Source organism: Alsobacter soli (assembly GCF_003004785.1).
GTDB classification, from domain to species: Bacteria; Pseudomonadota; Alphaproteobacteria; order Rhizobiales; family Beijerinckiaceae; genus Alsobacter; species Alsobacter soli.
Genome location: NZ_PVZS01000018.1, coordinates 53,169 through 70,727, shown reverse-complemented (window position 1 = coordinate 70,727; position 17,559 = coordinate 53,169). Strand labels below are relative to the sequence as shown.

Genomic DNA, 17,559 nt, shown 5'->3' with positions numbered 1-17,559 from the left:
GCGACCCCGGGACGGTCTGCCCGGACTACCTCCAAAGACGACATGCGCGGACGCGCTGCGCCCACCTTCGTCGCTGTCAGCCTGAACGCGTTCCTGGGTCAAGCTGGCGCCCAACAGAATTGAACCGACACGCTTTTCGCCTGAAGGGGGAAGAAGATGAAAGTTCTCGTCACCGGCCACCTCGGCTACATTGGAACCGTGATGGTCCCGCTTCTCCTCAGGGCGGGCCACGAGGTGGTGGGCCTGGACACGGACCTCTACGCCGACTGCACCTACGCTCCGGGCGGCTCCATCGTCCCGGCCCCGACCCTGCGCAAGGACGTGCGCGACGCCACCGTGGACGACCTCCGCGGGCTCGACGCGGTGATCCATCTGGCGGCCCTGTCCAACGATCCGCTCGGCGACCTGGACCCGGACGTGACCCACGAGATCAACCACCGGGCCAGCGTGCGCCTTGCCGGCCTCGCCAAGCAGGCGGGCGTGAAGCGCTTCCTGATGGCCTCGTCCTGCAGCAACTACGGCCTTGCCGGCGACCAGCTGATGGACGAGACCGGGGCGCTCAACCCTGTCAGCGCCTATGGCGAGTCCAAGGTCTGGTCCGAGCGCGACATTGCTCCCCTGGCCGACGAGAGCTTCTGCCCGGTCTACCTGCGCCCCGCGACGGCCTATGGCCTTTCCCCGCGCCAGCGCTTCGACATCGTGCTGAACAACCTCGTGGCCTGGGCCGTCACCCGCAAGCTGATCTACCTGAAGTCGGACGGTTCGCCCTGGCGCCCCATCGTCCATATCGAGGACATCTCGGCCGCCTTCATCGCCGCCCTCGCGGCGCCCGCGGACGCGGTGCGCAACCAGGCCTTCAACGTAGGCTGTACGGAGCATAACTACCGCATCCGCGAGATCGCCGAGGTGGTGGCCGACGTCGTGCCCGGCTGCAAGCTCGAGTTCGCCGCGGACGCCGGGCCCGACAAGCGTTCGTACCGGGTGAGCTTCGAGAAGATCAAGCGCGTGCTCGGCTTCGCGCCCAAGTGGGACGTCCGCAAGGGGGCGGTCCAGCTCTACGAGGCCTACCGCAGCTCCGGCCTGACCCTCGAGGAATTCGAGGGGCCGCGCTACCAGCGCATCAGCCACGTCCGCAAGCTCATGGCGGAGGGCGTCATCGACGGCCGGCTGCATCGCGTCGCGCAGCCGCCCCGCGTGGCGGCCGAGTGATCGACGCGGGAGGCGAGGCATGGCGACCCCTGGGGCGAACCTGGCCTCCCGCCTGTCGGGGGGCGGCGTCGGCGAGGAGATCTACGACCTCGCCGCCCGTATCTTCCCGATCTGCCGCAGCATCACCGGCGACGGCGTCCGGGCCACGCTCCGGGAGCTGGGCGGCCGGGCCCCCATCGCCGTGCGCGAAGTCCCCAGCGGCACGCAGGTGTTCGACTGGACCATCCCGCCCGAATGGGTGATCCGGGAAGCCTGGATCAAGGATCCGTCCGGCCGCAAGGTGGTCGACTTCGCCGACTGCAACCTGCACGTCCTGAACTACAGCGCGCCGGTCCGGGCGCGCCTGCCGCTGGCCCAGTTGCGCGAGCACGTCTTCACCCTGCCGGACCAGCCGGACCTCATCCCCTACCGCACCTCCTACTACGCCGAGCGCTGGGGCTTCTGCATGAGCCATCGCCAGCTCGAGGCGCTTCCGGAGGGTGAGTACGAGGTCTGCGTCGACTCCGAGTTCCGGCCCGGATCGCTGACCTATGGGGAGGTCGTGAAGCAGGGCGCGACGGCGGACGAGGTGCTGCTCTCGGCCCACATCTGCCATCCCTCCCTCGCCAACGACAATTGCTCGGGCCTCGCGCTCCTGGCCACCCTGGCCAACCGGCTGCAGGCGGTGGAGACGCGCTACACCTACCGCCTCATCTTCGCCCCCGGATCCATCGGCGCGATCGCCTGGCTGGCCCTCAACCGAGACCGCGCGGCGCGGATCCGTCATGGCCTGGTTCTGTCCTGCGTGGGCGACGCCGGCGCGCCGAACTACAAGCGCAGCCGGCAAGGCGAGGCCGTGATCGACCGCGCGATGGCGCATGTGCTGCGCCACCAGGCGCCCGGCTCCCGCGTCCTCGACTTCTCGCCCTACGGCTACGACGAGCGGCAATACTGCTCGCCCGGCTTCGACCTGCCGGTAGGGCTGTTCCAGCGCAGCCTGTTCGGGACTTTTCCCGAGTACCACACCTCGGCCGACAACCTGTCCTTCATCGCTCCGGAGCACCTGGCGTCTTCCTACGACCTGATCGTGGCGGCGCTGGACATCCTGGAGGGCGACCGGCTGCTGAAGCGCACCCGGCCCGAATGCGAGCCTCAGCTCGGCAAATACGGCCTCTACGGCAGCGTCGGCGGGGCGCCAGCCAGTCCCGACCGCCACATGGCCCTGCTCTGGACCCTGAACCTGGCTGACGGCCGACACACGCTGCTGGACATGGCGGAGCGCTCGGGCCTGCCCTTTGCGTCGATCTGCGCCGCCGCCGACGCGGCGCTGGGGGCGGGCCTTCTCGTCGACGCCCCGTAGCGGCCGCTCAGGCTCTGGCCGGCTCGAACAGGGGCCAGGCGCCGTCCTTGGGCGACATCGCCGCGACCGGCAGCGGCCACAAGATGCCGAAGGCCGGGTCATCGAAGCGGACGCCCGCGGCGGCCTCGGGCGCATAGCGGGTCGAGATCAGGTACCCGACCTCGGCGTCGGCCGTCAGGGTCTGGAAGCCGTGGGCGCACCCCTTCGGGATATAGAGCTGGCGCCGGTTGGAGGAGGAGAGCTCGAAGCCCTGCCATGCCCGGTAGGTCGGCGAACTCGGGCGCAGGTCCAGCACCACGTCCCAGATGGCTCCCTGCAGGCATCGCACCACCTTGGCCTCCTGGTGGGGCTCGCGCTGGAAATGCATGCCCCGCAGCGTGCCGCGCTGGACGTTGTACGACGTGCTGTGCTGCACGAAGTCCGTCTCAAGTCCCCGCTTGGTGAACTCGTCGGCGCAGAAGGTGCGGGCGAAGAAACCCCGTTCGTCACGGGCGGGGTCGATCTCGATGAGGTACGCGCCGGCGACCGTGGAGGAGACGAAGCGCATGGCGTTTATCCTTTGCGGCGGCCGAGGTCCACGCCGAGACAGGAATACGGCCCTCGGCGCCCGGTTTGCGAATTCGTATGGTTGTCTTGGTTCGGCATCGGCATCTTGGCGTCTCGAGCCCCTCAGCCTCGAGCCTGAGAAAGCCCGGGCGCCGCGGCGGCGGCCCTGCGGTCATCCTCCGTCAGCCCACGGATCAGCGAGACGAGTTCCACATCGAGAACCTGGCGGGCCGTTTGGGCGAACGAAGAAGCTTGCGCGGCGGCGCGGCGCCTGTCGGCCCAGAGCGCCAGGAACTGCTCCTGCAACCGCGCGGGATCGAGCTGCTCCAGCTGCTGGCAATACTCTCCGAGCCCAGCCTGCTGCATGAGCACGTCGTTCTTGGCCGCATAGCCGATCGAGATGGTTGGCTTTCCGACCTTCAGGGCGCAGACGATGTTGTGGAAGCGGGTCGCGACCACGGCATCCGTTTGCCCGATCTGCCGCATGAGGTCGCCCAGGGAGTGCGGCTGCTCGAGATCGATGCGGCCTGAGAGATCGCCGCACCGCTCCTGCAACGCGCTTTGGACGTCGGAAACGGCCTGGAGATCGGAATCCTCCCCGATCAGGAAGCGAATGCGGCGACCCTGGCGCAGAAGCCATTCGCAAAAGTCGATCATCTGGCCGATGTAGCGGCTGTAGATCGCAGACCCGCTCTCGGGATCGCAGCGCCAGCCATAGTAGGACATCAGGCCGACCCCGACTGTCGAGCTGGCCTCGACGGTGTCCGAGGCGGGCGGGGGCGGCAGCAGAAAAGCGACGTCTGGCAGAACGCGGTCGTCCCCGGTGCGGAAGCCGATGCTCTCGAGGAAGTCCTTCGAATTCTGGTCGCGATAGGTGCGGCTTGCGGCCAGCCACGCCGCCGCCCGGACCAGGATGCGACTGAGCGGATGGACGACTGGGCCGGCCCCGATGCTCACGAAGGCGAAGGGAACGCCCGCGAGCCGGGCGGCCAGCGTCCAGCGGAAGACGGCGTAAGGCATTCCGAACGGCCCCATGCCGAAGTCATCCAGGATGCCGGTTCCGGGAACAAGGATCAGATCAAAGCGACGGGCCTCCTGGACCGCATAGGCGAGGTTGCGCCACTTGCCGAGGAAGCCCGATCCGCCCTTGCGGGGGCTGCTGATCGGCTGGGCCGCGATCCCATGCGTCGCCCGCACCACGTCCGGGTCGGCGCAGATGCAGACGATTTCCGCGGTGGGCGCTGCGGTGCGAAGCACTGCATGCACCGCCTCCAGCGATCCCTCGTTGCCGAGATTGCCGATGCCAAAGAAACCGAAAAGGGCGATGCGCTTCATTGCTTCGTCGAAGCTCCTTCGGCGACATCGGCGCCGGCTCGAATGACCAGGACCCAATCCTCGAAGCCTGCCGCGTTCCGGCCGGGTGTGGAGGCGCTCAGCAGGCCTGTTTCGGTGGACGCCAGCGCGGCCTGGTGGACGTCGCCGCTGGAAGGGTCGAACCACTCGCCGCGCGGTTGCGAGCCAAGCAGCCGCGTGGCGAGGTGCAGCACGCGACGATCCGGCGTGTAGACCAGCGCAAGGGATCCATCCGGCGAGCTGGCCGCCACGGCGCGGCTCGGAGCCGTTCCGCGTCCGCCCGCGAGCAGCTCGTCCGAATTGTCGGGCCGGAGCGTCCACCACGGAAGTTCCGCCATCAGCTTGGCCAAGTGCGACATGCTCTGGGCCCCCCGGCTGTTCAGCGCCTCTCGCCAGGTCATAGGAGCGCTGAAGAGTCCCGGGCCGTTGAAATGCCAGATCGGGTTGTTTCCAAACACTTGGCCGGCTGCCCCGCAAAGCAGGGCTTGCCACGCCTGGGTGCGGAGGCGCTGCTCGGTCGCATCGTGCTCGTACTCGTAGGCGCTCTCGATCATGATGAATGGGCGACCGCCCCGGGCGAAGATGCGCCGCGCAGGAAGGTAGACGGGACCGTAGGTGTAGACGGTGTCCAGCTTGAGCCAGGGCTCGTCTGGCCAGTAGTCCGAACCGGCGGTTTCAGGCTGGTTGTGAACGGTTTGAAGCGCCCCGGGATCGGCTTCGAACAGGCCTTCCGCGATGGCGCGGATAGGAGCCTTGTCGGGCGGGTTGTAGTCCCCGCCGTTCACCCACACGATATTGTCGAAATGGCTGAACCTCTGGCCCAGCCAGCGCCCGTAGGCCCTGAGTTTGTCGGGCCCGTTCGCCCTCATCTCCTTGTACCATCCGTCCTGCCCGCCGCCCGCGCCGATATAGGCCGGTGTCAGCAGCACCAGCAGTCTCCGGTCCTTGATCAGGCGGAGCATCTGCTCGGCCCGATCGAAATAGGCCGGGTTGGGCGCGCCGAAATCCGCTCCACTCAGGAATGGCGACTCTCCGTAGGCGTTTCGCGGCGCGGAACGCGAGTAATAGTGTTCCAGGAGAGAAACGAGGACCGTGTTGAAGCCGCGGCGGACGCGATCGTCGAGGTACAGCGCCGCATCTTCCAGGGAAAGGTCTCCGATCAGGGACCAAGCGGTGTCGCCGTGCACCAGAAAGGGCGCGCCGTTCGCGTCCACGAGATGGCGTTGATCTGCGGATATCCGCAGCGGGAAGCGGGGAACGGCGACGCTCCCCTGGTTCGAAGCGCCCTGGAACGCTCCGGCTTCCTGGGGCCCAGCCGCGGTGGCCCGCTGGGGCGACAGCAATTTCCACGCGCCGACCAAGAAGGCGCCCAAAGCCATGCGGCGGCTGAAATGGCAGGGCTCCTTCCGTCTGAACACAGACATCCTGGAGATTCTCCATGGAGATTGGCGCTGAGCGCCTTGATCATCGCCATGATCGCCGGCTCGGCCGTCCGATACAGTCATCCATAAGGGCGGGGCGCCAGCCCACCGGTTCTTCCGATGCGAGCGCGGGGCCAAAGACGGCGGCCCCACGCGCGCAAACTCTTGCCCGGGCTCAGGCTCGCCTACCTCTTAGGGGGGACGGCTTTGCAGAAAGCGGCAGGTCTACTCGCCGAAAGATCACGCTACGAAAGGGAGGTCTCGTCGCAGAGTGCGGCGCGCATGTAACATGGCGGAGCGATGCCCGGCGTCGCTGGTCGAACGCGCGAGATCATTGGAGACCCTATGTCCAGTATCCGGCGCGCGCTCGTTTACACCACCGCCGAACGTTACGTGAATCTGCTCACCAATTTCGCGCTTGTCGCCGGGATCTCGCGCCTCCTCACGCCTGAGCAAGTCGGCGTTTCCGCCCTGGGCGCCATGGTGGTGGCCTTTTCGGAAACAGTGCGCGACATCCCCACCGGCTACCTGGTCCAGCAGCCGCGTTTGCGATCGGGCGACGTCCGGGCCGCATACACCGCCATGCTGGCGATCTCGCTTCTCATCGCCGTCGGTCTCGTCCTGGGGGCCGGATGGATCGGGTCTTTCTACCAGGGTGAGCACATCCACGCTTACACGTACCTGATCGCAGCCTCCCTCCTGCCGGGTCCCTTCGAACGGCCGATCATGAGCTTGATGCGCCGGGAGATGGAGTTCGGCCGCATCGCCCAGATCAACGTCGCCACATGCCTGGTGAACGCGGCGACCACCCTCGGGCTCGCGGCGGCGGGCTACGGGATCTTGAGCTTCGGATGGGGGCTGCTTTTCGGCTCCCTGACCACTCTGGCGCTGGCGATGAAGAACGGACGGGATTGGAGCTGGCGCAATTACTGGCCGTCGGCCCGGGGTTGGCGTCGGGTCGTTGCGTTCGGCGGCTTCACGAGCGCCACGGCCCTTCTGGGCTCGCTGTACGAGATGCTGCCTGTTCTTGTCTTGAGCAGGACCCAACCTTTCCACGTGGTCGGCCTCTTCAATCGCGCCACCCTTGTCGTGCAGTTGCCCGACCGCGTGCTGATCTCCGGCCTCGCGCCGGTTCTGTTTCCCGCCTTCGCGGCCGAGGCCAGGGCGAACCGGCCGCTCGCGCCTCAATACGTGAGCGCCATTTCCTACTTCACGAGCCTGCAATTTCCGGCCATGGCCCTGGTGGCGGTGCTGACCGAGCCCATCGTGCGGATCCTGCTCGGCCCGCAGTGGGGCGAGGTGGTCCCGATCGTGCGCCTGATGGCCTTGGCCAGTCTGATGGTGATCCCCACGCAGGTGACCTACGGGGTGATGGTCGCCGCCGGAGCGGTGCGCCCGATGCTGCTGTCCACGCTGATCAATCGCCCAATCTGCGCGGTGATCACCGTGATCGCCGCCATGAATGGTCTGACCTGGCTGGCGCTGAGCCTCTTCGTGACGATCCCCATCAACACCATCGTGGTTCAGATCTTCGTCCGCCGGCGCATCGGCTTTGCCTGGGCGGACCTTGCGCGCGTTTGCATCGCGAACCTGGGCCTCGGCCTGATCACGTGCGCCGCGCCTCTCGCCATGGCTGCGGCGAACGGATGGGACTTCTCCTATGCGAGCCTGTCCCAGTTGCTGGTTGCGATCGTGGGCTCAGCGGCGGGATGGGTGATCGGCCTCAAGCTGACACGCAACAGGCTCTTTCGCGACATCGGCGATCTCGGCGCCATGGCGTGGGGGCGGCTCGTCCGCTATCTCGACGCGAGGCGCTCCGCCGCCTGAACGTCGCAGACGAGCGAACCGCGCGCCGTTATCGGCCGAGGCGGAAGCCCCGCATGTGCGCCAGCAGCGACTGCGGAAGGCGCGTGCGCAGCGGATAGGTCAACGGCGGCACGGCGGCCGTGACCGGCGACAGGCGCGCAGCGAAGCAGTACAGGTCCCAGGCCATCCGCGGCTTGCCGCGGAGAAGGTGCGACATGGCGGACCACCACGCCCTTTGGCTGAGACGCCGGCGGGCGAGATCCGCCATTTCGGCGCTGCCTGGGAAGCGGCGCCCCTCGTGCGCGAAGAAGAACTCGAACGCGAGTCGGGTCTGGTCAAGGTTACGGGTCGGCGCGGAATGGAAATACGCCGACATGTTGGACCCGTGGATCCGACTGATGCCTTGGCAAGCCTCCGTTTCGGCCACGGGGCCGTACGAAGCCAGGCGCATCCACATCTCGAAATCATCGGTATGCGGCAGCTCGGGCCGGAAATATCCGGCGCGCTTCTGCGCCGAGGTCCTCACCAGGGTGGCGCATTGCGACAGCAGGTTCACGCCGGTTTCGCAGAACCGTCCCACGAATTCCCGCCCATCGACGATCGACCAGCTGACCGGCTGCCCGGCTTCGGGCGGAGCGGCGGCCGCCTGGCCAGGAAAAATGGAGACAGCTCGGCCATGGGCGAAGCTGACGTCGGGGTGGGCGTCCATGATCGCGATGGAACGCCGCAGTGCGCCGGGCGCCATCATGTCGTCTGGCGAAAGGATGGCGAAGTAGTCAGCCTCCGCCCAGTCCACGCCTTCATTGAAGGAAGCCGTGTGGCCGAGGTTCTTGACGCGAGCGCGGACTGTCACGCGGTCGTATTGATGCGCCAAGGCATGGGCGATTTCAGCAGAATCGTCGGTCGATGCGTTGTCGATAATAAGAATCCGGACGTCCACGTCCTGCGTAAGGACGCTTTCGACGCAGGATCGGAGGAACCGCCCATATTGGTAGCATGGAATGAGAACGTCGACTTTCGCCATCGTGATCTGCGCCCCCGCTTGATCCTCTGAAAGGGTACGGATGTCTCTGTCCCGCACCAAGATCAACATCCGCGATCAAAGGCATCCCAAAGCACAAGCATCGACGCGGGGTGTACCACCATCGATCGAACATAGCTCCGAAGGCTGAGCGCCGCATCCCAGTTGCCAAGTTGGACGGGTGTCGACGGCCTCTACAATTGCATTGCTGAAGTAAAAGGATTTCGCGGGGTTCAAATGTCGACTGCCGGTTCACTCGCAAACGTGCGGCTGCAGGACAAGTCGCAGCAATCGGCTTGCCGCCTGTGCGGCAAGGGTCTCCATTACGGCTTCGTCGACCTCGGCATGTCGCCGCTGTGCGAAAGCTTCCTGGAGGCTGCGCAGGTCGACGCGATGGAGCCGTATTTCCCGCTGAACGTGCTGGTCTGCGACGACTGTTTCCTGGTGCAGCTGAAGGAATACGTCGCGCCGGAGCACATTTTCACCGAATACGCCTATTTCTCCTCCTATTCGACCTCCTGGGTCGCGCACGCCAAGCGCTATTGCGAGTCGATCAAGGACCGGCTCGGCCTGGGGCCGCAGAGCCTCGCGGTCGAACTCGCCAGCAATGACGGCTACCTCCTGCAGCATTTCCTGCCGCTCGGCGTCCCGGTGCTCGGCATCGAGCCCGCGGCCAACGTCGCCAAGGTGGCGGTGGAGAAGGGCGTGCCGACGGTCGTCGACTTTTTCGGCGTGCGGCTCGCGAAGCAGCTGGTTGCTGAGGGCCGCCAGGCCGATCTCATCGCCGGCAACAACGTGCTCGCGCAGGTGCCGGACCTCAACGACTTCGTGGGCGGCATGAAGCTGCTGCTGAAGCCTGAGGGCGTTGTCACGCTCGAGTTCCCGCATCTGCAGCGGCTGATGGAAGGCAACCAGTTCGACACGATCTACCACGAGCACTTCTCCTACTTTTCGCTGATCACGGTCGAGCGCATGGCCTCTCGCCACGGCTTGAAGCTGATCGACGTGGAGGAGCTGCCGACCCATGGCGGCTCGCTGCGCGTGTACCTGGCGCATGAAGGTTCGGCGCGGCCGACCGGCCCGCGAGTCTTCGAACTCCTGGCCCGGGAGCAGCGCCTCGGCTTCCGCAGGATCGAGACCTACGCCGCCTTCTCCGAGCAGGTGAAGCGCACCAAGCGGCGGCTCTTGTCCTTCCTCATCGCCGCCAAGGACGAGGGCAAGACCATCGTGGGCTACGGCGCCCCGGGGAAGGGCAACACGCTGCTGAACTATTGCGGCATCGGCGTCGATTTCCTCGACTTCACGGTGGACCGCAATCCCTACAAGCATGGCCGCTTCACCCCCGGCATGCACATCCCGATCCGGCCCGTCGAGGCGCTCGCGGCGGCCAGGCCCGACTATGTGCTGGTCCTGCCCTGGAACCTGAAGGACGAGATCGTCCAGCAGATGCGTCACATCGGCGATTGGGGCGGGAAGTTCGTGATCCCGATTCCCGAGGTCGAGGTCATCGACCCGCGCGCGCTCTAGCCCGCTGTTTCGAGGAGAACCGCCATGAAGGTCGTGCTGTTCTGCGGCGGGCTTGGAACCCGTATCCGCGAATATTCCGAGAGCATCCCGAAGCCGATGATCCCGGTGGGCCACCAGCCGATCCTGCATCACGTGATGGATTACTACAGTCAGTACGGGCACAAGGACTTCGTCCTGTGCCTCGGCTACAAGGCCAACATCGTCAAGGATTTCTTCCTGAACCTGAAGCCGCAGGCCTTCTCGGACTGCATCGTCTCGGGTTTCGGCTCGCGGGTCGAACTGCTCGACGAGCCCAAGGAGGACTGGCGCATCACGATGATCGACACGGGGATCTGGCGCAACATCGGTTCGCGCCTGTGGGCCGTGCGCGATCACGTGAAGAACGAGAAGATCTTCGCCGCGAACTACAGCGACGGCCTGACCGACGTCGATCTCGACGACATGGTGGAGAAGTTCGAGAAGAGCGGGGCGCTGGCCTGCTTCCTGGCCATCCGGCCGCCGCTGACCTACCACCTGGCCGACATCGGGCCGGACGGCATGGTGCGCGAGTTCCGCACCTCCGATCGTTCCGAGATCTGGATCAACGGCGGCTACTTCCTGCTCCGCCCCGAGATCTTCGACTACATGAACGACGGCGAGGAGCTCGTGATGGAGCCCTTCTCGCGCCTGATCGCCGAAGGCAAGCTCATGGCCTACAAGTACGAGGGCTTCTGGCGCTCGATGGACACGCTCCGCGACCGCCAGATGCTGGAGGACATGGTCGAGCGCGGCGAGATGCCCTGGAAGAAGCGCCAGGACCTCCTGGCCAAGCGGCCGCCGGAGCCCGCGCCCCAGGTCGCCCCCGCGAAGGCGAGCGTGGCCGCCTCATGAGGCCGCTCTCCCTCGTGCGCCCCGGCGAGCGCCTGTCCGTGCTCGCCATCGGAGCCCATTCGGACGATATCGAGATCGGCGCCGGCGCGACCATCCTGGGATGGATCGCCGCTGGCGTGAAGCTGGACCTCACCTGGTGCGTGCTGAGCGCCGTGGAAGCCCGGGCCGCGGAGGCCACGGCGTCGGCCTCGGATTTCGCGGCGGGGGCAGCGTCCCTGAAGATCGAACTGGGAGCCTTCCGGGACAGCTATTTCCCGGCCCAGCGCGAGGCGATCAAGGAATGGGTCGGGGATGTCCGGGCGGTCGCGCCGGCCCCGGACGTGGTCCTCACCCACCGGGCCGGCGACGCCCACCAGGATCATCGCCTGTTGAACGAGCTGACCTGGAACGCGTTCCGGGACCACGTGATCCTGGAATACGAAATCCCCAAGTGGGACGGCGACTTGGGGCAGCCCAACCTGTTCGTGCCCGCCACGGAGGCCGCCATGCGGCGCAAGTGCGAATTGCTCATGAAGCACTTCGGCACCCAGCGCTCCAAGGACTGGTTCGACAACGACACCTTCCTGGGGCTGGCGCGCCTGCGTGGGATGGAATGCCGCGCGCCCGAGCGCTTCGCCGAAGGCTTCTACGTCCGCAAGTTGGTGCTCTGAGCGCGGGGGGCGCAATAAAGAAAAGCTCCCGACGAGAGCGCCGGGAGCTTTTTCGGTTCGATGCTGAACGGCTTGAAGTCAGAGCTGAGCGTGCGAGTACAAAGTGTTGATTTTGTACGCCACCTCGGTCCGGTTGCGAGCCTTCAGCTTCTTCATGATGTTGCGGACGTGCACCTTCACGGTGCTCTCGCACATGTTGAGTTCGTAGGCGATGATCTTGTTGGCCTTGCCCTGGCGCAGCGCATTGACCACGGCCGCCTGGCGGCTCGTGAAGGGCAGATCCTGGGGCTCGATCCGGGCAGGAATTTGGGCTCCCGCCGGGCGTTGCTGGACCAGGCTCGAAGCAGGCACGAAGACGCCGCCCGCCTTCACCAGACCCAGCGCGCCGAACGCCACGTCCAGGCTGACGCTGGTCGGGATATACCCGCGGGCGCCGTTCTCGAGCGCGCCGAGGATGGACTCGAAGTCCTCCGCATCGGAGACGATCACCACGGGCGGCGGGTTTTCCCCCTTGGCCAGATTGGCGATCTCTCGCTGCATCTCTTCGTCCACGCCTTTGCGGGCGCTGCGGAAGGCCATGACGAGCGGCGGTTCGTCCGTCTGCAGGTCCGCGTCGAGCCAGGCCCGCACGTTCGGGAAGGCGTGGATCTCGAGCGAAGGATCAAGCGCGCGCAAGCACCGGGCGAGGCAGTCACGCATGAGCACGCGATCATCAATAAGGACGAGATGGGTGGAGGCGGAAGCAGCAACAGGCGCCGCCTGTCCCCCTTGGCTTCCCACCTTCCCCAACGCCTCGAAAGTCATATGTTGCATCGGACAGCTCCGCAGTTCCCGTCGCCAGATGAAGATAAGGTCATACTGGCGACCGCCCCTGTTCTAGGGTTGTGTCTTCCTTGGCCGAAGCGAGCGAAGCAGATGTTCTTGCTTGATTTCGGCCCGACGGTTCCTTTTGGTTTAGGGGCGGTTGGTTCGCATTGGTTTGGGAGGAGCGAGATCAACCGTCTTTCACCCAGAAGTTGCCGTCGTTGGTCAAATTGACGGACTGACGGCCTTAAAACGTTAATGCAAATTAAGAGGTTGGCGATATTTCACGTCCGGGGCACAAAAAGTGAGGTGTTTCCAGGCCCTCTGCGTCGGTCGATCTAGTCCAAACGAACTTATTAACCATTTCGAAATCGAGTCAGGGTGTACAGGGAGGAAACGTCTGCGCGCGAATGCGCCGATCAACGCGGCCCCACCCTAGGGGGAAGACCATGGTCGAGACGTCGCTGGAGACGCTCAAATCGCTTTGGGAAGACTTGCACACGCGGCTGAAGGCGCAGAGTGCGGATTATAGGACGTTGCTGGCCCTGGACTCGGCGATCAGGAGCATGGAGGCGGCTTCGGGCGGGTCTGGCGGGTCGGAGGCGCCTCCGCCGGCGCCCGCTGGTCGTGGTAGCGCCATCGATCTGGCGGTGCGGGTCACCCAGGCCGAGGCGGCCCAGCGCGTGCTGGAAGCCCGCGGCGAGCCCATGCCGATCGACGAGCTGATCCGCCTGGTCCCGGCTTTCGGCGGCCGCCCGGGCACCCGTGCGTCGCTCTCCTCCAGCTTGTCCCAGGCCCCACAGTTCGTCAGCATCCGTCACGCCAACCGCTGGTGCTGGTGGCTGGCCGACCGGCCTATCGGTCCCGAGCCGGAGCAGGGCCAACGCGCCGGCCGGACGCCGTCCCGATCCCAGCGCTGGCGCCAGATCTCACGCGTGCCCCGCAGACGAGGGCGCGGCGAGTAGGGTCGCCGTCGACTGCTCCGAGCCTACCCGCATGATCGCAAGCTGCCGCGGCAGGCAGATCGTGGTGAGGTCGTAACGCTCCACCACGGTCTTGCGCGCCGCCTCCCGCAGGGGAGCGTAGCGCTCCGGCTCCGCGGCCGCCGAGACGACGGCCTCCACGAGGGCGTCCTGGTCGAAAAAGGGTGTCAGCAGCCCGTTCACCCCGTGCGCTATGACTTCCTGCACGGGCTCCGTCGCGGATCCGACGACCAGACAGCCCGAGGCCATGGCCTCCAGCATCGACCACGAAAGGACGAACGGGTAGGTCAGGTAGACATGGGCCCGCGAGTGCCGGAGCAGGCGCAGGTAGGCGTCGTAGGGCAGGGCGCCCGTGAACGACACCCGAGCCAGGTCCAGGCTATCCTTCACCTCGTCGAGGAAGATCTGCCGCCAGGTCTGGCCTTGTGGCGGCCTCGCGCCATACGAGACCCCGTCGCCGCCCACGATCACGACGCGCGCGCTTGGGCGCGCCTTCAGGATGCGCGGCAGGGCGCGCATGAAGATATGATACCCGCGGTAGGGTTCGAGGTTGCGGGCCACGAAGGTGATGATCTCCTCGCCCGGCTCGATCCGCAGGTCCCCGTGCTCCCAGAGCTCAGCCGGGCCGGGGCGGACGACGCGCGTGTCCACGCCGTCATGGACCGTATGGATCATCGGCCGGAACAGAGCGGGGTAGCGGCTGCGCTGCCACTCGGTCGGCGCGATCGCGGCGTCGCTGTCGGTCAGCGCCAGAAGCGTGCTCGCGTTCCAGGCGTTCAGGCGCGTGTAATCCATGGGGGTTGGGTTCGAGAACTCCGGGTCGAAGCCCACGTCAGCGCCCGGCCCATAGTAGAATTCGCAGAAGCTGATCATCCGGGCGCGGGGAAACAGGCTGCGCAACGGCGTGTTCTCGCCCCATCCCGGGTGGACCAGGACCACCGCGGGGTCCATCCCGGCCGCGTCCCGCAACTGCACCGCCGCGCGAATGACGCCGGCGGCCCGGCGCATCTCTCCTTCGAACCGGCGGGCGAAGGGATGGACGTCGCGCGCCGGCTCCATGCCGTCGAGCGTATAGCGCGCCGTGGTCACGCCCGGCAGGCCGGGGGCCGTCTTGGCGCCGATCCCGAAAAGCCGGAAGCCGCCCATGTGCTGGAGCGCGCGCGCAATGTGGCGGTACTGACCGGGGAAGTTGTTATGTACGAACAGAACGTCCATGCCGCGATTCTCGATGCCGGAAGGCCGCCATTCCGTTTAACCCCGCATGCGCCTTTTTGCGGGGCCTTGTACCCGGAAAAACGCCGTTCCCTCGGCGGGCTGTGGACAAGGAGTATATCTTGGGCCTGAAAGGCTCTGGCCCTCGACTTTGGTCCAGTTTCGGGTTCCATAAAAGAAACGGCTTGGGGGAGCACATGACGAAAGCGATGACAAATCGCTACGAGCTCGTGGCGGTGCCCGGTTCGGCGCAGGACAAATCGCCTCCGGCGATCATGGCGGGCGGGGGCGGCGAGCGCGTGCTCATCCCCGTCGCATTCGCCAACGACATGCATCCTGACTCGGCGCTCGCCGTGCTGTCCGACATCCAGGCGGCGGTGTGGAAGGCCTTGCCCGAGCTGTTCGGATCTCACGAAACGGAAGCCGCGCCGGCCCTCTAGACGCCTCGAACCCTCAGGAATCGGCCAGCCCGCATCTGCCGGATGGTGTCAGGGAGCCGCTGTCTCGTGAGCGGCCCTCTGGGCTACGCGCATGATCGGCCCGCCCGGCGGAATGCCTGTGGCGGGCCGAACCATGTGCGGCAAGCCCCCTCTTGGCCCCTGGCTGGCCTCCAGAAGGAACTGAAGCGCCCATCGGACGCGAACCAGCCGCCGCCGTGGTCCTCCGTGCTCCGGCCCGAGCGCTCCGATCTGCCTCCAACGGCGTAGGCGGATCGCGCTTGCGCATCCGCCGAAAGGCGGTTCGTCGGGCGTCAGTGCGGCTCCGAGCGGGCCCACTCACGCGAAAGGGCGTGGCCCTGTCTGGGACGGGGGGCCTTAGAGTCCGCCTTCGCATGCGCGCCTAGCGCAGCCGGATCCAGCGCGGGGCCCTGAAAACGATGAGACACTTGGCGCGAAACTCCATTGGTGTTCGTCTGGTGGCCCTTGTGGCCGCTTCATTCATGGTCGTCATGGCGGTGACGTCTCCAAGCCGTGGCGAGGCCGCCGTCAAGGACGTCATGTTCGGGGTCAATGGCCATCCCTTCACGGCCTATCCCGGCGTGAGCCTGGAGACGCAACTGACCCTGGCCGCCGGGGCAGGGCTGCGCTCCTACAGGGTCAACGTGTCGGGCGTGCATATGGCGGATCGCCTCGGCAGTCTGATCCGCCTCGCCAAGCAGCACGGCGTGGAGATCCTGCCCGTCCTCACGCCGGCGCTCGACATCAAGAAGAGCACCCCCGAGCAGCTTCGGAAAGACGCCTATGACCTGGCGTTCACGCTGGTGTCCCGCTTCAAGGACGACGTGCGGGTCTGGGAGCTCGGCAACGAACTCGAGAACTACGCCATCATCACCGCCTGCGAGCAGCGGGACGACGGCGTCCAGTACAATTGCAACTGGGGACCGGCCGGGGGCGACTCCCCACTGGATTACTACGGCCCGCGCTGGGCCAAGGTGAGCGCGGTGCTCGGCGGCCTGTCGGAGGGGACGGTCGCGGCGGATCCCACCGTTCGCAAGGCGATCGGCACGGCGGGTTGGGGGCACATCGGCGCCTTCGAGCGGATGCAGCAGGACGGGATCAAATGGGACATCTCCGTCTGGCACATGTACAAGGAGGATCCGAGCTGGGGCCTGTCAGCCGTATCGAAATTCGGCAGGCCGATCTGGATCACCGAATTCAACCAGGATTTCGGCAGCAAGGGCGGCGATCAAGTCCAGGCTGATGGACTTCGGCGCTGGATTAATCGCATCCGGGAACTCGCTCCGCTCTACAAGATCGAGGCAGCCCACATCTACGAGCTGATGGACGAGACCTATTGGTGGCCGAATTTCGAGGCCGCGATGGGCCTCGTGCGGCTCGAAGGTGACGGATCCGGCGGATGGCGGACCGGCGCGCCCAAGCCGGCCTATTACGCAGTCCGCGAGTTGCTGACCGGGGAGAGCGTGCCGGCTCCCGCAGCCGAGGCGGCGATGCAGCCCCTGCCGTCCCGCAAGTGCCAGATGGGCGCCTTGCCGGGCGACGCCCCCATTCCTCGCCGGATCTCCTATGCCTATTGCCTGGCGCTTGGTCGTGACGCGGACGGAGGCGGCCTCCAGGACTGGTCCAAGACGATCGCCGGCAATCCGGACGGGATCCCGAGCGTACTGGTCAGCCTGCTCCTGTCTGACGAATTCAAGCAACGTGCGCCGGGCGCGTTCCGCTCGCACGAAGCGTTCGTGGCCACCTTGTATCGCGTCCTGCTGGACAGGGATCCCGACCCGGTCCTCGCTGGCCCGCTTCTCCAGGGCCTGCAACTCGGGAAGCTGACCTACGCCGCTGCCGCCAGGAACGTGATCGCGTCGCCGGCTTTCCGGCAGGCCCATCCCGCGCTGGTGTCCGGAGCGTCCGCCACCGAGGTGGCGGCCTCGGCGGCCAAGAACTGGCGCGTCTGTCGGCTGAACGAGATGCAGTCGCCGAACACGGCCAAGCAGGTCGACTACGCCTACTGCCTGGTGCTCGGCCGCAACGCGGACGGGGCGGGCCTGCGCGACTATTCGGAACGCGTGAAGGGTGGCGATGCGCCCTATCAGATCGCGATCAGCCTGGCCGGCTCGGACGAGTTTGTTCGCAAGCTGGGCGGCTCTGCCGTGGACCCCGCGACGACCGTCAGGCTGCTCCACCTATTGCTGTTGGGCCGTGAACCCAGCAGCGAGGAGTTGAACCGGTATTCCGGGCGCCTGGGGAGTGGGGCGATGTCGGCGCAGGATCTGGCCGGCGAGATCATCAGGTCGGCGGAGTTCAAGCAGCGCCGGCCTGTGCTGTTTGCGGGCTACTGAGGCGGCGAACCCCGACTCGACGAC

Annotated in this window: 15 protein-coding genes; 9 read left to right on the top strand and 6 right to left on the bottom strand. The window is 66.4% G+C overall.

The genetic code is table 11. The features are described from left to right. Nucleotides 1-156: 156 nt before the first annotated feature. Nucleotides 157-1,209: an NAD-dependent epimerase/dehydratase family protein gene (locus tag SLNSH_RS16310; protein WP_106338074.1), complete on the top strand. Its 1,053-nt coding sequence runs from the start codon at nt 157-159 to the stop codon at nt 1,207-1,209. A 19-nt stretch (nt 1,210-1,228) separates the two neighbouring features. Next, a complete protein-coding gene (locus tag SLNSH_RS16305) occupies nt 1,229-2,548 on the top strand; it encodes a DUF4910 domain-containing protein (protein WP_106338073.1) in 1,320 nt (439 codons plus the stop codon). A 7-nt stretch (nt 2,549-2,555) separates the two neighbouring features. Here the strand turns inward: SLNSH_RS16305 and rfbC are convergent, their stop codons facing one another. The 3 genes from rfbC to SLNSH_RS16290 all read right to left on the bottom strand — a co-directional run bounded on the left by rfbC (nt 2,556) and on the right by SLNSH_RS16290 (nt 5,871). Beyond that, a complete protein-coding gene (rfbC, locus tag SLNSH_RS16300) occupies nt 2,556-3,095 on the bottom strand; it encodes a dTDP-4-dehydrorhamnose 3,5-epimerase (RefSeq protein WP_106338072.1) in 540 nt (179 codons plus the stop codon). 122 nt (nt 3,096-3,217) lie between these two features. Beyond that, on the bottom strand, nt 3,218-4,429 hold the full coding sequence (locus tag SLNSH_RS16295) for a polysaccharide pyruvyl transferase family protein (RefSeq protein WP_106338071.1): 1,212 nt from the start codon (nt 4,427-4,429) through the stop codon (nt 3,218-3,220). Further along, nucleotides 4,426-5,871, bottom strand: coding sequence for a glycoside hydrolase family 140 protein (locus SLNSH_RS16290; protein ID WP_158266784.1), 1,446 nt, complete (start codon nt 5,869-5,871; stop codon nt 4,426-4,428). Before SLNSH_RS16290 ends, SLNSH_RS16295 begins: the two co-directional genes overlap by 4 nt. Before the next feature lie 342 nt (nt 5,872-6,213). Here SLNSH_RS16290 and SLNSH_RS16285 point away from each other — a divergent pair, with 342 nt between their 5' ends. Then, nucleotides 6,214-7,695: an oligosaccharide flippase family protein gene (locus tag SLNSH_RS16285; protein ID WP_158266783.1), complete on the top strand. Its 1,482-nt coding sequence runs from the start codon at nt 6,214-6,216 to the stop codon at nt 7,693-7,695. 28 nt (nt 7,696-7,723) lie between these two features. Here the strand turns inward: SLNSH_RS16285 and SLNSH_RS16280 are convergent, their stop codons facing one another. Next, the gene (locus SLNSH_RS16280; RefSeq protein WP_245422380.1) at nt 7,724-8,755 is read right to left on the bottom strand and encodes a glycosyltransferase family 2 protein; all 1,032 of its coding nucleotides are present in this window, start codon (nt 8,753-8,755) and stop codon (nt 7,724-7,726) included. 177 nt (nt 8,756-8,932) lie between these two features. Between SLNSH_RS16280 and SLNSH_RS16275 the strand changes: the two genes are divergently transcribed. The 3 genes from SLNSH_RS16275 to SLNSH_RS16265 are packed head-to-tail and all read left to right on the top strand — an operon-like array spanning nt 8,933 to nt 11,742. Next, entirely contained in the window at nt 8,933-10,222 is a 1,290-nt protein-coding gene (locus tag SLNSH_RS16275; protein ID WP_106338067.1) for a class I SAM-dependent methyltransferase, read from the top strand. Between the two features lie 24 nt (nt 10,223-10,246). Then, nucleotides 10,247-11,092: a sugar phosphate nucleotidyltransferase gene (locus tag SLNSH_RS16270; protein ID WP_106338066.1), complete on the top strand. Its 846-nt coding sequence runs from the start codon at nt 10,247-10,249 to the stop codon at nt 11,090-11,092. Continuing rightward, a complete protein-coding gene (locus SLNSH_RS16265; protein ID WP_106338065.1) occupies nt 11,089-11,742 on the top strand; it encodes a PIG-L deacetylase family protein in 654 nt (217 codons plus the stop codon). Before SLNSH_RS16270 ends, SLNSH_RS16265 begins: the two co-directional genes overlap by 4 nt. Before the next feature lie 78 nt (nt 11,743-11,820). Here the strand turns inward: SLNSH_RS16265 and SLNSH_RS16260 are convergent, their stop codons facing one another. Beyond that, on the bottom strand, nt 11,821-12,441 hold the full coding sequence (locus SLNSH_RS16260; RefSeq protein WP_158266781.1) for a response regulator transcription factor: 621 nt from the start codon (nt 12,439-12,441) through the stop codon (nt 11,821-11,823). Nucleotides 12,442-12,995: 554 nt separating this feature from the next. On the opposite strand from SLNSH_RS16260, the gene SLNSH_RS16255 reads away from it, so the two are divergent. Beyond that, a complete protein-coding gene (locus SLNSH_RS16255) occupies nt 12,996-13,511 on the top strand; it encodes a hypothetical protein (RefSeq protein ID WP_106338063.1) in 516 nt (171 codons plus the stop codon). Here SLNSH_RS16255 and SLNSH_RS16250 read toward each other — a convergent pair. After that, the gene (locus SLNSH_RS16250) at nt 13,476-14,744 is read right to left on the bottom strand and encodes a glycosyltransferase (protein ID WP_106338062.1); all 1,269 of its coding nucleotides are present in this window, start codon (nt 14,742-14,744) and stop codon (nt 13,476-13,478) included. The two genes, SLNSH_RS16255 and SLNSH_RS16250, sit on opposite strands and share 36 nt — an antisense overlap. A gap of 194 nt (nt 14,745-14,938) precedes the next feature. On the opposite strand from SLNSH_RS16250, the gene SLNSH_RS16245 reads away from it, so the two are divergent. Continuing rightward, on the top strand, nt 14,939-15,181 hold the full coding sequence (locus SLNSH_RS16245) for a hypothetical protein (RefSeq protein WP_146140286.1): 243 nt from the start codon (nt 14,939-14,941) through the stop codon (nt 15,179-15,181). Nucleotides 15,182-15,666: 485 nt separating this feature from the next. Next, the gene (locus SLNSH_RS16240; RefSeq protein WP_146140285.1) at nt 15,667-17,535 is read left to right on the top strand and encodes a DUF4214 domain-containing protein; all 1,869 of its coding nucleotides are present in this window, start codon (nt 15,667-15,669) and stop codon (nt 17,533-17,535) included. Nucleotides 17,536-17,559 lie beyond the last annotated feature (24 nt).